Source organism: Brevibacillus sp. GCM10020057 (assembly GCF_042683565.1).
Classification (GTDB): Bacteria; Bacillota; Bacilli; order Brevibacillales; family Brevibacillaceae; genus Brevibacillus.
The window spans coordinates 139189-152189 of the sequence record NZ_JBHUJW010000006.1; the positions used below are offsets into that span (position 1 = coordinate 139189).

Sequence of the window (13001 nt, forward strand, 5' to 3'; positions counted from 1 at the left end):
TTTGACGGCAATTCGACGGGCTTCTCAATACGTCGCTGCCTGGTTGCGGAGCATATCCATCATGCCTTACTCCATGTTCTTGAATTCAGATCAAAGTCTTCGATTAATCCAAAGTAAAAGCACAACTCCTGATATAGCTTTTCAACAGCCTCGTTGTTTATTTCTTGATTGATATTCCCTTCAAACTGATCCTTATGATTCCAGATGGATACGAACATACAAGAATCAACAGAAGAAATATTGATTGGAGCGTATCTCCCTTTTCCACTATTCTTAAATTCAAGCAGACGCTCCATCATACTGGATGAGAGAATGTATCGCGTTTCTCCTTCGTGTGATACGCGTACCTGGAACGCTTTATTAAAAGCTTCATTCTCCAGTTTGATGGTCTGAGTAGCAGCGTCGATCCTGCGTTCAAGCAGCTTCTTGCTTAATTGCGTCATGAACTTCCCCACACGGCTATTCGTCGATGACATATTCCCAGTCAACACGGTAAGCCCTTCAAAATCCTTGTGAAAATCTGCAACAAACAAGACGCCTTGAAACATGATCAACTCTTGTGTCATACCATCATCTGTGCCATCTTGCTCCTGAAAAATCTTTAGCTCCGAAAATTGAAAGTTCGTTAAGCCTAACTTGCCAATGAATAAATCTTCACCCTGTATGGAAGAAATTTTGTAAGGGAACAGATGGGAGCGATGGATGAGATCATCCCCCACACGACCTGTTGGATGATACTCGCACACATATGAATATTGTTCATGATGGTTAGGTAGTCTGCAGAGCTCCACCATCTTCTGAGTCAGTGGAGCAACGATCTGATTCTTATACACCGCTCGAAATTGCGTTGCAGCCTTCTTCTTCCGTACCCAATATACGATGATCATGATGATCAATCCTGCAAAGGCAGGCAGAACGAAGGCAGGTGCATATAAGTAGCAGATGATATTCAATGCCAGGATACTGAATAAAATGAATCGCAGCGTCCTTCTCGAAGCTACCAATCGTCTCCGCAATTCCTCAAGCTGATCGAAAGACGGAGAGATCGCATGTTTCACATCGTGATAAGTTGGAAGCAAACAACTACCCCCTCTCTTTTCTTTGATCATAGCTGAAAATCTAAATTTTCGGCATAACGTTTTCATGAATTTACAATGCTCATCTAGGCCTCCTCCAGCAGGAAGTCCATCTCCCGGTAGCCATGCTGTCCATCGAGGGATAACAGTTGTGGAATGACGACTTCTCGATCCACCTGGTCTTCAACTGCCAGCTTGCTGCCCGGGATCGAGCACACGATTGGCCACCATCGCAATAATGGCGCGTTCCACCGGTATGCGGTATTCCCGGTCCGCCGAGTACCCGAAGCTTCAACAGCTTCACGGCAAAGGGCTGAGGCTTTGCAGCAGGCGCCTTAAGCGAATCACCGAAACACTCCAACGGCGAAATGTAATGACACCCGTTCAATGAAGCCATACAGACACTTCCCCTTTGGAGCCTGTTCGTTGCCGGACCTGGATGAAGTTCAAGGAAATGTTAATTTGGCAAAACGCTCTTCCAATATCCTGCGCAGTTCATCAGGAATCCGCTCAAACTCGACCCCTTTCCCCAGAAACAAAAGCCAATCCGCGTAGTACTCGAGCGCCTCAGCATCGGACACATCCAATTGAACATGAAAAATCCCGCTTGACTGGAACATCCCGGTAAGGGACAAAATAATCCCCGGCGGGTGCATGCGCTTAAAACGCCGAATCCCGGTCGCATCCAGCTTCACAACAAGATTGGACTCCCGTGTACGAAGCCGTTTTTTATTCATAATCTCTTGCTCAGAACATGGCATCTTCTGCTCGGAAATGGCTGAATCCCGCAGCATCTCCACAGGCAAGTACCGAAACTCATCCGTATCAAAATCATAAACCTCGGCAAGCCACTGAGCATTCGAGTTGAAAATGTGCAGCAAAAAGACGTCCATCAACTGCGGCCAGCCGGGACTCAGTTCATAAGTCAAGCGCAAGTGCCGATCCCGAACAGCAAGCGAAATGAGTTGGTTCAGTTCCGGAGGCGCGGCATCATCCAGCTCCAGAAGGTTTGGATTGGCAGGGTTCGTATTTTCAAAAAGCAGGATGCGATTCAGCTCGATCAGCTCGTCTTGCTGGGTTTGGGACGCGATGCCAATCAGTTTTTCAGTGATCGAGCGGCGATTATGCAGATAAGGTAACTGGGAATTTTTAGAAGCAATAAAGCTGATAAATATCGCTTTCAGCTCATCCGGCGTGAAACGAACGGCGGGCAAATACTGGTTTTGCAAAACATGGTAGCCGCCGCCGCGCCCAACTTCAGTCGTCAGTGGAAACCCCATTGCCTGAATCTCATTAATGTCGCGAATCGCCGTCGCGCGGGAAATCTTGAACTCCCGCTGAATCTCGGCAATCGTAAAATGCGCACGATTATTGATGTAGCGCATGATTAGGTTAATTCGTTCCGTTTTCTTCATGGTATATAAATAGTATCACTTTTTGATACATTTGACCAATAGAATCAATCTTGTAAAATAAAACCTCAAAGGAGCGAACAAAATGACTCAATACTCCATCCAAACCATCCCGGAAAACTTCAAAATGACGGCTTTCGGTGTTACATTTGAAGACTTCAACGATTGGGCTGGCAACGCGGCCAAAACTGCAGCATTAAAAGCAGAAATTACGGAAAACGGCAAGCTTGCTGAACTTCTCGCGCTCGCCGACGGACAAGTATATCAAATCAACTACAGCGTCCACGGCAAGCCTTGGCGGGGCTTCGGAGTGATGGGTGAGTTCAAACTGGAGGGCACAGTCGTCCTCGATTTCCTTGCCGGCGATTATCTCGTCGTCCCTGGCACAGGCGCTGACAAAGACAGTCTCGCCGATGAAATCACCGGAAAAGTTTTCGGCGGTATGCTGCAACAAATTACAGACTACAAATACGTGGGGCCGGGCAACTCCACCTTCGTCAAGCCAGCTGAAAATGGCAAGTATTACGGCGAAATGTGGCTTCGTGTAAAAAAAGTCGGGGACTAATCTCGGATAAAGGAGCGCTCACATGGCAGATTACACGATCGAACACAAAAAATCATTCACATTGACCGCTTATGGTTTCCCCATCCAGTCGAACTTCCAGGACATGTCGGCTTTGCAAAAAGAAAAAGCCGAATTTTGGTGCAGACTCAAGGCTGATGGACGTTTTGACAAGCTCAAAGCAGCCGCCAAAGATGATCGTGAATGGTCAGTCAACGAGGTTTATCAAGGAAAACCGTGGAATTATTTCGCGGTTGAAGCCAGGAAATCAGTGGCTGACGCAACGCGCATCATCGAGTTTCCAGAAAGCGAATACGTCGTGGTCGCAGGAAACGGGGAGAAAGAAGCTTTGTTTGATCAGCTGACTTACCATGCTTTCAGTGAAGTTTTGCCCCGAATCACGGATTATGCATACATCGGCGGTCCAAATGCAACTTTTCGCAAAGATAACGGTGACGGTACTTTTTACGGGGAATTTTGGGTGCCTGTGGTTAGGAAATAAGGATTCGGAGTTTTTACGTTAAGCACTAAACAGGAATGTTGGGCCATCTTTTCGTGAGATGGCCATTCTTTGCGTAAGGCATCTTCGTTATTCGCCATCATGCGCTTGTCGAGTTGTTCAAGTATAAGTGGCCAGGCTTGACCCGAACTGCAAATTCAGTATTTTCGCTTTAACTTTCTGATTCGCTGCTTTATCACTATTGGTGCGGTTCACCGAGTTTTGAAAATCTGCAACGAAAATAAAAACCGCTTTTGCTGTTTTTATAATGGTTTATCACCATAAATAATTTCAACGAAATAAATACCTAATAGCCGCCTGCAATAACGTATCGGAAACCCTGTTCTACAGTATTTACTACATGAGTATTACTATCGTTTTCTGGTGAGGCAGCGACGACTTGTAACATGGGATTATAGAATTCTATATTTTTTGCTTCAAGAATTGAGAAAAAAGGGTCTATAGAAATGTAATTATTACTAGGAGTTACCCACCCTTTTTTACAGGCTTCGTAGGCAAATAACCATTTATCTTGATAAAGATTTTCATGTGTTAAGTAGTTCATCCACTCACTTAAATCTAATCCACTAGTTATCAAACCAGTATTCCTTAAATCTAAAGCCGTTATTGCTACAATTGAATCCTCAACTTGAGATAATTCCTTGGCTGAAGCTTTGCTTATTTTTATGCCAAGTGTTTTAGCAAGCCAAAGACCCCAAGATACCTCGTAGCCATGCCCTAGTTTCGAATGGTGACCAATAATATTGTTAATAGTCTCCCCTATTTTTTTCAGATTAAGGTTATATCCCAAATTGTAATACGCCAAGAATATTTCTGTTGCTGTAGGTAAAACACTTGGTTCAGCAATTATTGAGTTTAAGATTAATGATTCATATAAATCCCAATTATTTTTATCAATCAATTCATTTTTTATCCTTGACAATGAATATTTCAGTACATATTCGTTAGGGTAACTCTTGCTATATTCAAATGCTTTAGAGAAAAATGTAACCAGATCGGTTTTTTGTCTTTTTAATGATTTGTGAAACTCATATCCTCTAATTTCTGAAGTCCATTTATGTTCTAATGAATCAGGTAATGAATAAATCGATGTCTTCTCCGGATTTAATTCAAGTTCGTATTTTTTTGCGATTTTATGTAACTTTGTTAAGGCCTCTTCTGCCTCTGAGGTTGTATTAAAAAAGAAATAATAATCATCGATATAACGGATACCCTTAGCTCCGATTTCAGTATATATTTCCATATCCATAGTCGAACCAATTAACTCTGAAATAATGAGTGATGAATCAGGACCTATAGGAATACCTATAGTTTGTTGATCCTGAGTATTTCTCACATGAGTGTCTAAGGCATTACCATAATAATTATGTCCTCTATTAGACTTTATTTTAGCAAAAGCCTTTCCATGACAAGCCCAGGGAATAGAATGTGTGTAAATTGTAGGGTAATATCGAGAAATGTCAGTTCGCAAAACGTATCTAGAGTTAGTAGACAACATCGGAATTATGGATGGAATATCACGGAAATCATGTGATCGACTTATTGCTCTTGGTGAGCCACTCTTTACTACGGGTAAAGTTAATGAATATTTAGATTTGTATACATGTTTTTTTATATCCTTCCAATTATCGACTATAGTTTGTGCAAGTTTTAACTGATGAAAAGGATTCGGTATGCCTAAACTTCTACGATGATGTAATATTCTTGGTATTGAATGGATACAGCACTTACTACTTAAAATTTTGTCGCCGTTTATCTGTATATTCATTCCGACTGTTGATGATACTATACTATTTACATGTTTTCCAAAATCCTTGGTATTAAATGGAGGAATAAGCTCAGCTGGAAAATACCCATTCGATATTAAATTCCGTAATGTTAGCTTAGTCTGTCTTTTCACTTTCTACCATCCTAATATTTTTATAATTGGGAAAAGAATTAATTTTTTACCGACGGAGAATAAAAATATACTTGCCTTAAAAGTATAGGTACTTAAAAGTATAGGTAATAGGTACCATTCAAAATTTAACATGTATTTTGTACATTTTCCATATCTACACGTTTTTCTGAATTCTAAAGGTTGAATTCCCTGCTCCCCTGCTGAAAAAATGCCAAAAAAGCGGGATTTCCCCGCTTCATCAGCAAAAAGGGGATGAATTGAAATGAACAACCAAAAAGCTTCCGAACGCTACGAGCATCTTATTGACGAAGAAGATCACCTGGTAGCACAAATTGAAACCTACAACCAGATGATCGAATCCACGCTCACTTACGCCTACACGAATGCCAGCAATCTGCACCTTGAAACGCTCAAAGACGTACTGACCGACATTCACCACAAGAACCAACAAGCCCAACTCCAGCTTCTTCATGTGAAACTGGAGAAGAACACCCTCGCTCATAGGCTGAAGCACATCAATAATAGCAATGCCCCATCCTCTGCTTGAGGAATGGGGCTAATCGTGTTGCTTCCATAATTTATATGTTTTTCTGTTCATCAATTGTCGCAAGTATGTCTTTTGCAAGCCGATGAACCAACTTTACTTCTTTTACATTTCGACCTACCAGTAAGGAATTCAAAGCATCAATTACCTGCTTTTTATCTATTTGCTCATGCTCAGTATCAGCATAATCAAACTGGAAGATTTCAACCGGCAATACTCCCAGTGCATCAATTATCTTTTCCAGTGTTTCAAGCGAGATATTCCGATCTCCCCGCTCCACACCGCCAATATAGGAGTAATGGAGGCCAGCTTTTTCAGCAAGGGCTTCCTGTGTTAAGTCTTGCGCTTTTCGTATTGAACGAATCCGTTCACCAACTGACTTTAGAAATGCCGACACCGCAACCACCTCTCTATCAGACTAGAGAAGCGGGAAAACCTGCAACAGTAACGGAAAGTCAAAACCAAATACTTTAATTGTACTAATGAGTACTGTATATTAGTTTTGTACTACTTTTTCCAATTTGAAGGGATGAGTGAACATGGAAAACACAAAAATCTATGTCATGGTAAATAAAGAAAACGGAGCAAGAGTCGAATGTACCGAAAAATTCTTACCTGAGTGGCTGGCTAGGGGTTTTGAAGTAGACAGTACCCGTTTTGGTAACCTTCTTGAAAACGAATCCAGTGAGAATGGAGACAAATAATGAGGTACGGACAGCTTATTAGTGGGATTATCGTTGCTTCAGTAGTTGTAACTGGGTGTGGACAGGCACAATCCACACCCCCTACGCAACAATCAACTACCCAAGTCACTCAAACAAGTACTCCCGCTCCCACTCCAAACCCTGAGCTAGATAAGCAGCTTGTAAAGGCAGTTGAGGCAAACGATCCTGCAACCGTAGAATCTTTGCTAAAACAAGGAGCGAATCCTAATACAAAAGATGATTCGGGTGAGCCGCTTTTGCTTACTACAGCATTTGGCAGTACTGACCGAAATAAATTCGCTTTTAATAACATTGCAAAAATATTGTTGGAATATAAGTCAAATCCAAATGCTACATCCTCACAAGGTGACTCTGTTCTATATTGGGCTGCATACAACGGAAACACAGAATTGGTCAAAATGTTACTTGAAGCAGGTGCTGACCCAAATGGAAAGTACCGAGATGGTTCCACTGCAATACAAGCGGCAGAACCTTTTCCTGAGATCGTATCACTTTTACAATCTAAACAGCCTAAAAATTCAAGCTTAGATACCAATAATGGTAACAATGTTGGCGGTGTAAAACTATTACTAAACGGTGTAGACAGTAGCTACGAGCATATTTTTCAGAACCATTTCCCAATTGTCCAGAAAGCACATCTTGACCTGATCTACCGTAGAACCAAACAAATAAAAGAATATATGTCTCATTCCTTCACTGAGGACAGACCGGATCTTGCCGACGGACAATTGTCCTTTGATGCTAAAACAAACACTGCTTATTTTACATATTTCTACTCTCCACGCCCTAACGACCTAGACCTAACTAAAATGAAAGGAAAAATCTTCGTAAAGATTGCTGCCTACCACTTTATTAGTGAATTCATACAAGTATACTTCCAGAAGTGTGCCGATGACTTAGCGAAAAGTGGAATCGATTTTACCATGCCTAAAATCGTTGTTGAGTTTAAAGAAAACGATAATAAGTATCTTGTCATTAACCGAGGGCTTAGACAAAAAACTACATTTGAGGTTAAACTGCCTGATCAAACAAATCCCATTGTCATCCCTGGTTATGATTATAATGCTCTGATCTATGTGAAGCGTCCTCACAAACAGCTAGACGGCACCTACACCCCAGAAGGAGCGTTACTACAGTTTTTTAATCACCCATCTATCACGGAATAATGGAGGTGAGCATATTGAACCTTACTCCCGAGGAAAGAGCCATTGTATTTAAGGAAGAGCTGGAAAAAGAACAAATGAAGGCTCAACAACTTATACAGGATAAGTTAGCAACCCTTTCAAAAGAAGATCGAGAAAAAATCTATCGTGATGAACTCAATAAACGAACTATATATCTGGATAAAACTCATGCAATTAAGCCCAACTTGAATTCAAAAGTCTTTGCTGGAATTATTGGGCTAATCGCCAGTTACTTTGGATTTATCTCCGGCAGTATCTTGCTGTTCATTGTAATCCTTGTCGTAGGTTATTTTGGCGGAGTCCTTTTGCTAGAAAATTTCAGTTCGCTCACTATTTTTTATAAAATTCACTACTCCTGCACTTTTTGTGGTCAACAGATGACATACAATACAAGGGAGTCAGATGAAAAGCACTTGAATCAAAACCAGGCTTATGATCATAACTGCCCAAAATGTGGGGAGCAATTGTATATCAACTATACCCATGATTCCCAGCAAAGGATATGAAATAAGTGAAAAAGCAGAGAGGGGATGTGCATAAACTGAGCACGTCCCCTCTGCTGTTCATTCCAGACATTTAATATCATCCAGCAGCATATCTGCCAGAACCTTAATAAATTGCTGGTATAAATCCTGTTCATCCGTTGTCATTATGTTTGCCCTCCCTATGCTTTCTATCTAAAAAAAGCGGGAGGGCATAAGTTGACTCTTACTCTGTATCGAGTGTATTGAATGGTATTCCATAATCTCTTTCTAATTCAGTTACCCATTCAGTTATAACCTTTTGAAGTTCCACGTCTGCACATATATACTCAAAAAATTCGGATATCTCATTTCCTTTTTCATATCTACTGAATTCGTCCAACTTACTGTGAAACCAGTCAATTGACCATAAATAAAATGGAGAGAGTTTATGCCATTCCTCTTCTATATAACGCCTTTTTATTCGAGTGTTCAACTCTGGATCGGTTGTTTTTTGTAATTTTCTATACAGTTTCTCTACCGTTTTTAGTATTTCGATACGTACCATATCCTCTATTGTCTTCTCGGATTTAGCACGAAGTCGGTCTCCTGTTCGCCTGTGTTGTTCTATCAAAGATTCTGACCCTGCTTCCATTTCGACGTCACACTTTTCATGTAAAAACGAATGTGTCGAAGAAACTTCAATTTCTGTTACCTGTCCCGTATGATTTTCTGGACGGGCAATCGAATTCTCGTATTTTTCTATCTCATAGGACTCTACTGAGTATTTCGTCGGATTAATCAGTCTCGTTACTTGATATGTCCCATTAGTTTTCTCCCAAGTTAGGTAACCCGCTTCCTCCAACTTGTACAAGTAGCTGTCCAGCAATTGAATGGCTCGCTTCCGATACTTACCAATCTTCATATTGAGGAACTGGAGTAGCCGATCTTCACTCCAATTAAAGAATTGGAACGCCAAGACTGGAAATAAAATGTTTTTTTCTCCATCACTAAGCCCTAGATACTTAGGATCGTGGATGTGTATGAGATTTCCCCACTGTACATTATTGAGATACAATCGTCCCCATTGAGTGGCGAAGTAGACCATGTATAATACACTTTGATTCTTACCCTTGCACACGTCAAAAGATAGCAGTGTTCCATCAATGGAAACATTCAATGTTTTAGGATTGGCTCGTACCTTATAGATACCTTCCACTCTCAACTGAGAGAGACGTTGCAGGGAACGGGTAATCTTGTCGGTAGGGAGTCGTTTATTGCTGATCCCACCCAATCGCTTTCGTATTTGTTCTGGAGTAATTTCAACCACCACAACATGCCCATCTTCTCCAAGCGAATAGATTTCTTCTAGCTCCATTATCTTTCTCTTTGCACCTGGCCTTGATTCATCAACCCATTCCATCGGATCAGGCTTAGGAAATGGGTGCATGATGCTCTCTCTTTCTATATAAACAGATGTAATCACTCGTAAGACATCCATATCGCTCTGTGTAATTTCTTCATACTTTCCATCAATATAAGGTCGATAAAGTGTAAGATTAGTACCATTCGATGCCTTGTAGACTCTCTTTGGCTCCAACTCTCCCTGAGATAGCCTGCCTCTATTCCCGCAGAGATTCATCGTGTCCAATGCCCGCTCGCTAAATAAGTGAAATGATCTACTCCTTGTCAGATCATTATTGGATGTTGATACCATGCACTCACCTCCCATTGAAGCTAGTGTTGTTTCTGTTATATCCTGTATATAAAATAAGAATCGCCATGTTCCAGACATGGCGCATATCCAGTTTTCTGATCTGCTTGGATACTCAACTTGGGAGTACCCTAGCTCTCAATGTCTCCACCTCTCAACTGCTACACTTCAACCAAGTGGAGGTGTTAAGAGGTGAAGGGTAGAAAGTGAGAGGAGCAAGTGGCGGGTTTAAGAGGCGAACCGTAGGATTTGAGAGGAAATACTGCCCTACTACCATACGTAACTGGGATAGTTTTCTCCCCAAAAGAAAGTAAAAGAGAGAAAAAGAAAGTTAAAGAATTATTGCTACCCCTGCGGGGAGGGGCTACGCCCCTTTTTCCGCTGAGGTGATAGTAACCTTGGGATAATGTGCCTCTATTACCACTGTTACTTACTTTTTCATCCCCTAGTAATAGACTAGGTTGCTATCCGAACATGCTGAGACCCCCCAATGACTCCTTACTCTTAGCTAGGTTATCCTCTTTGTCCATCTTTATCAGCAACAAAATCATTTCAGCATCCCTCCATGATCTCCTTTAGCGCATCTTTTATGTTCTTGGATATTAGAAAAGGGTCTTCTTTTGAATGAGATTTCTCAATCTTTACATCATCATTACTATGCCCGTAACGTAATCCTTCTAATGATGCACAGTCAAATATGCCCAATTCAAAATTATCAACTTCCTCAGGTATGCCTTCGCCAACATATATGCCGTCAATAATGGATGCCTCAATCTCATAACCGTACTCTGGATGCATTAGCTTAAATGGATTTACCTCATTTTCCGCTGTACTGAAATTATGTTCTAATATCCAAACGGGAGTTGTTAACCCTTTCTTAAGAACATAGTCCAAAATGAATATATTATCCTTATTTACCAAAACATATTTAACATTACTTTTAATACTGTAAACGTGTTCAACTGGAAATTCATTTAATAAAACATTTTCAAATAGCAATGTATTTATACTCTCGTAGAACCCTAAGTATTTTAGTTTTACTGGAAATGGTAAAGAAGGAACCATAACTTTTTGCTTAAACTCGACAGAATGCAGAATTGGGAGACTAGTCATTACCCACTTAATTTCATTGTTTCTTGAAAACATCTTATTACCTCCTAGTGAAATGATTATCAACTGACATAGCTGATAATATTAAAGCTAAAAAAATGCTGCAACCCCGATTGTAAACGCTTACAATCTACTTTTTTATATATCGCTTTATAGGATGAATCACAAATTTTTATTACAGAATTACTGCTCCCTTCCATCTATTAACTTAAATCTTTCCTCCATCTCTCTCACCTTCTGGATAACTTCCTCAGTCTCGAACACTTTTAGCAAAATGTTCGCCAGATAACCAATTGAGTTGGCACTCTTGCTATCAATTTCACCATTCCTTAGTTCATTGATAGTGTTGTTGAGCAGCCGCTTCAAATCACTGGCAGACTGGACATACACATTCCGCTTCTTCGGTTTGGTCTCTTCTGCTTTCACTGGGATACGTACAATATTGCTCATTTCGATTCCATCCTTTCATTGCTTTCGTTACTCATTAAAATCAATCTGCCTCTGGTCACCCTCTTCAGCACATGACCAGACCGATTTTAGCCTAGGAACTTTATAGGCGATCTGTCTTGGCTGGTATGTTTTATCGTCCCTGCCCGTTTCGTTGAAATTTGCCCTATAAGTTCATTGGAACTCCTACATATCACATCCCAACCATATACTAATGATATGGACACGGCTGAATCCTTTCTGTTCAACTGCTCGATCTGTTCAAAATCGGAAGCCCTCGAACCAATTCGGCACCGATCAGTCGATTTTCGCCTATCGACTTGCTTAGCTGATCGGTTCCCTCAAGGTGTTTCATCGTCAGAAATTTTTTCTGCAAAAATCGGCTACCATCTCTTTATCATGGACGGCACAACTCCTCCCGCATATCTGCCACATAACAGGGGGGTGCTTATAATTGCAATACCAAGCATAAGAAAAAGGCAGGTTTCTCATTGTGAAAAACCTACCTTTTTTGATATAGATTGTGCAATTTTTGAACTCGTTCCCATCATGGGCGAAACCGCTGGCATTGAGTAGCTGGAGGAAACATAAGTTTCTTATCCGAGTAAAAGAAGATTTTATGGGGTGGGTTACTTCTCTACTACAGCCGCTATTGCTCTCAATAGGGTCGCTGTTTCGGTACGATTCAGCTTCTTCCCATGCAGTACTTTATCAAATATCTGCTGTAATGCCACTTGATGTCCTGACACCTTCGACTTCCCCGCTTCTTTGTCCAGATAGATCATATGGTCTACCGTAGTGATCTGCTTCCCTCTTTCTTCTTTATCCGTAATGGTCATGATGGATGTAAGCGAGTTTGCCGTATTATCCGGCAGGGGTATCTTGGTCTCAACGGTTACACCTGAGCTAGACATGCTTTCCACTTCCTTTCCAACTGGCTAAAGGCTTTTGTTACATCTGGATTCTTAGTCACAATCAAATCTCTGTAAACGTCTATCTCTTCTGCTGGTAATAACCCTACCTCATCCAGCAAATAATGTAGGTAGTCGATCATTATGCTGGGATAAAACGCACAGGAATAATGAATTTCTGTTATATGTGAACAGGCACATGCCTGGTTGATCTCTTCGTATTCCAAGAAAACGAGCAATCTTGCCCTTGTAGCTCTCTTATCCAGCGGCAACATAGTCAGCACTTCATCTGGAACAAAGCCTAATCGGGCTATCCGCTTCTGTATCTGCTCCCGATCTTGCTTTTCCAATTGGCTGAGCAGCTTTTGTGATCGGTTCAGTGCCACTTTTGTTCCTGCCATTTTGTTCACTCCTTAACGCGGCAGTGAGCTTGGT

Annotated in this window: 15 protein-coding genes and 1 pseudogene; 6 read left to right on the forward strand and 10 right to left on the reverse strand. The window is 41.2% G+C overall.

Annotated features, from left to right (window positions below):
* Positions 1-59 precede the first annotated feature (59 nt).
* From ACFSO0_RS02405 to ACFSO0_RS02415, 3 genes and pseudogenes are all read right to left on the reverse strand, one after another.
* Entirely contained in the window at positions 60-1079 is a 1020-nt protein-coding gene (locus tag ACFSO0_RS02405; RefSeq protein WP_376875809.1) for a DUF3137 domain-containing protein, read from the reverse strand.
* Positions 1080-1171: 92 nt separating this feature from the next.
* A pseudogene (locus ACFSO0_RS02410) lies at positions 1172-1352 on the reverse strand (IS1634 family transposase); the annotation flags it as partial.
* 170 nt (positions 1353-1522) lie between these two features.
* Positions 1523-2491 (reverse strand): helix-turn-helix transcriptional regulator, encoded by a 969-nt coding sequence (locus tag ACFSO0_RS02415; protein ID WP_376875815.1) that lies wholly within the window; start codon positions 2489-2491, stop codon positions 1523-1525.
* An 82-nt stretch (positions 2492-2573) separates the two neighbouring features.
* Between ACFSO0_RS02415 and ACFSO0_RS02420 the strand changes: the two genes are divergently transcribed.
* Together ACFSO0_RS02420 and ACFSO0_RS02425 are read left to right on the forward strand one after the other, a co-directional pair.
* Positions 2574-3053, forward strand: coding sequence for a hypothetical protein (locus tag ACFSO0_RS02420; protein ID WP_376875818.1), 480 nt, complete (start codon positions 2574-2576; stop codon positions 3051-3053).
* A gap of 22 nt (positions 3054-3075) precedes the next feature.
* Entirely contained in the window at positions 3076-3552 is a 477-nt protein-coding gene (locus tag ACFSO0_RS02425; protein WP_376875821.1) for a GyrI-like domain-containing protein, read from the forward strand.
* Between the two features lie 304 nt (positions 3553-3856).
* Here the strand turns inward: ACFSO0_RS02425 and ACFSO0_RS02430 are convergent, their stop codons facing one another.
* Entirely contained in the window at positions 3857-5470 is a 1614-nt protein-coding gene (locus ACFSO0_RS02430; RefSeq protein WP_376875824.1) for a reverse transcriptase domain-containing protein, read from the reverse strand.
* A 262-nt stretch (positions 5471-5732) separates the two neighbouring features.
* On the opposite strand from ACFSO0_RS02430, the gene ACFSO0_RS02435 reads away from it, so the two are divergent.
* Positions 5733-6017: a hypothetical protein gene (locus ACFSO0_RS02435; RefSeq protein ID WP_327970578.1), complete on the forward strand. Its 285-nt coding sequence runs from the start codon at positions 5733-5735 to the stop codon at positions 6015-6017.
* Positions 6018-6048: 31 nt separating this feature from the next.
* Here the strand turns inward: ACFSO0_RS02435 and ACFSO0_RS02440 are convergent, their stop codons facing one another.
* A complete protein-coding gene (locus tag ACFSO0_RS02440) occupies positions 6049-6411 on the reverse strand; it encodes a helix-turn-helix domain-containing protein (protein ID WP_376875828.1) in 363 nt (120 codons plus the stop codon).
* 142 nt (positions 6412-6553) lie between these two features.
* Here ACFSO0_RS02440 and ACFSO0_RS02445 point away from each other — a divergent pair, with 142 nt between their 5' ends.
* From ACFSO0_RS02445 to ACFSO0_RS02455, 3 genes are read left to right on the forward strand one after another with little or no spacing between them, the layout of a single operon-like run.
* Complete coding sequence (locus tag ACFSO0_RS02445; RefSeq protein WP_376875831.1) at positions 6554-6718, forward strand: hypothetical protein; 165 nt, start codon at positions 6554-6556, stop codon at positions 6716-6718.
* Positions 6718-7905 (forward strand): ankyrin repeat domain-containing protein, encoded by a 1188-nt coding sequence (locus tag ACFSO0_RS02450; RefSeq protein WP_376875834.1) that lies wholly within the window; start codon positions 6718-6720, stop codon positions 7903-7905. Before ACFSO0_RS02445 ends, ACFSO0_RS02450 begins: the two co-directional genes overlap by 1 nt.
* A gap of 14 nt (positions 7906-7919) precedes the next feature.
* Entirely contained in the window at positions 7920-8429 is a 510-nt protein-coding gene (locus ACFSO0_RS02455; RefSeq protein ID WP_376875837.1) for a hypothetical protein, read from the forward strand.
* Positions 8430-8631: 202 nt separating this feature from the next.
* Here the strand turns inward: ACFSO0_RS02455 and ACFSO0_RS02460 are convergent, their stop codons facing one another.
* The 5 genes from ACFSO0_RS02460 to ACFSO0_RS02480 all read right to left on the reverse strand — a co-directional run bounded on the left by ACFSO0_RS02460 (position 8632) and on the right by ACFSO0_RS02480 (position 12967).
* Positions 8632-10101, reverse strand: coding sequence for a hypothetical protein (locus ACFSO0_RS02460; RefSeq protein WP_376875840.1), 1470 nt, complete (start codon positions 10099-10101; stop codon positions 8632-8634).
* 549 nt (positions 10102-10650) lie between these two features.
* Positions 10651-11244, reverse strand: coding sequence for a hypothetical protein (locus ACFSO0_RS02465; RefSeq protein WP_376875843.1), 594 nt, complete (start codon positions 11242-11244; stop codon positions 10651-10653).
* Between the two features lie 147 nt (positions 11245-11391).
* Positions 11392-11658 (reverse strand): hypothetical protein, encoded by a 267-nt coding sequence (locus ACFSO0_RS02470; RefSeq protein WP_376875846.1) that lies wholly within the window; start codon positions 11656-11658, stop codon positions 11392-11394.
* A 626-nt stretch (positions 11659-12284) separates the two neighbouring features.
* The gene (locus ACFSO0_RS02475) at positions 12285-12569 is read right to left on the reverse strand and encodes a hypothetical protein (RefSeq protein WP_376875849.1); all 285 of its coding nucleotides are present in this window, start codon (positions 12567-12569) and stop codon (positions 12285-12287) included.
* Entirely contained in the window at positions 12551-12967 is a 417-nt protein-coding gene (locus tag ACFSO0_RS02480) for a hypothetical protein (protein ID WP_376875852.1), read from the reverse strand. Before ACFSO0_RS02480 ends, ACFSO0_RS02475 begins: the two co-directional genes overlap by 19 nt.
* Positions 12968-13001 lie beyond the last annotated feature (34 nt).

Excerpts from the sequence above, each read along its gene's own strand:
- ACFSO0_RS02475 (WP_376875849.1), bottom strand. The coding sequence starts at position 12,569 with ATGTCTAGCTCAGGTGTAACCGTTGAGACCAAGATACCCCTGCCGGAT.
- ACFSO0_RS02465 (WP_376875843.1), bottom strand. The coding sequence starts at position 11,244 with ATGTTTTCAAGAAACAATGAAATTAAGTGGGTAATGACTAGTCTCCCA.
- ACFSO0_RS02460 (WP_376875840.1), bottom strand. The coding sequence starts at position 10,101 with ATGGTATCAACATCCAATAATGATCTGACAAGGAGTAGATCATTTCAC.
- ACFSO0_RS02480 (WP_376875852.1), bottom strand. The coding sequence starts at position 12,967 with ATGGCAGGAACAAAAGTGGCACTGAACCGATCACAAAAGCTGCTCAGC.
- ACFSO0_RS02470 (WP_376875846.1), bottom strand. The coding sequence starts at position 11,658 with ATGAGCAATATTGTACGTATCCCAGTGAAAGCAGAAGAGACCAAACCG.
- ACFSO0_RS02435 (WP_327970578.1), top strand. The coding sequence starts at position 5,733 with ATGAACAACCAAAAAGCTTCCGAACGCTACGAGCATCTTATTGACGAA.
- ACFSO0_RS02445 (WP_376875831.1), top strand. The coding sequence starts at position 6,554 with ATGGAAAACACAAAAATCTATGTCATGGTAAATAAAGAAAACGGAGCA.
- ACFSO0_RS02450 (WP_376875834.1), top strand. The coding sequence starts at position 6,718 with ATGAGGTACGGACAGCTTATTAGTGGGATTATCGTTGCTTCAGTAGTT.
- ACFSO0_RS02420 (WP_376875818.1), top strand. The coding sequence starts at position 2,574 with ATGACTCAATACTCCATCCAAACCATCCCGGAAAACTTCAAAATGACG.
- ACFSO0_RS02425 (WP_376875821.1), top strand. The coding sequence starts at position 3,076 with ATGGCAGATTACACGATCGAACACAAAAAATCATTCACATTGACCGCT.
- ACFSO0_RS02415 (WP_376875815.1), bottom strand. The coding sequence starts at position 2,491 with ATGAAGAAAACGGAACGAATTAACCTAATCATGCGCTACATCAATAAT.